Below are 919 nucleotides of genomic sequence, written 5' to 3' on the forward strand. Positions count from 1 at the left end.
CAGCGGGCGGCCGGCCACGGCCACCTGCGCATCGGGCAGCGAGCGGCGCAGCGAGTCGGGCACCACCAGCGTGAGGTCGACCTGGTTATCAATCAGAGCCACTTCGCGGTCGGTTTCGGCGCGCAGCGCGTACACCAATTGCGAACCCTCGGCGTGGGCTTCGAGGTAGTAGCCGGGCGGCAGCGGGCGGCGCACGGGCCTATCGGTGGCGAAGGAATCGACGGCCAGCGTGAAGAAATCGGCCCGCGCCGCGTTCAGGCCGTGCTCGTAGAGCCGGCGGGTCTGAGCTTCGCTGAGGCGGAAAACCTTGGTGAGGTAGCTCTGCTGGCGGGCCTCGGCCACGCGCTGCTGGGCGCGGGCGGGCAAGAAGGGCAGCAGGAGCAGGGCGAGGAGCAGGAGCGGGCGCATAGGCGGTCAGGTTTGCTGTCCTGATGCAGCCCGCCGGCCGATTACACAGCCCAAAACCGGATTTGCGTGCCAAGCCGCGCGCGTTTTGTGCCGCTGACGCTGCTGCCGCCCAGCCCGGAAGCACCGATTACGTCGGCACACTTCGCCTCTTAATCGGGAGAATTAATGCGGTCTTACTCGTTAAAGTATTTTTAATCAGAATATTATTTGTAAAAGAGCAAAATGATGCCAATGGGGTGTGGCACAGCGCTTGTCTTGGGAAGGGCAGACGCGTCAATCAAAAACTTTCCGCCCGGCGGCCCGCAAAATCTTCGTTCCGCCGCGGTTTTTCTCCTCACCTCCCTCAACTTCTCCTTGTCATGAAAACCTCCTTGCTTTCGCTCGTTGCCGCCTTCGGCCTGTTCGCTTCCACCGCTGCTTCGGCCGCCACCGCTTTCGACCACAACGACCCCCGCCGCCTTTCGCCCGTCGAACGGGCCCGCTCCGAGCGCGCCCAGCGCGACAACGACCG

At 63.9% G+C, this 919-nt stretch carries 1 protein-coding gene; it reads right to left on the minus strand.

The window, feature by feature from the left end:
- A partial coding sequence (locus ACYVDE_RS24450) for a hypothetical protein (protein ID WP_460504122.1) occupies positions 1–408 on the minus strand: 408 nt, incomplete at its 3' end.
- Positions 409–919: the final 511 nt, after the last annotated feature.

It is taken from the genome of Hymenobacter agri (genome assembly GCF_054778495.1).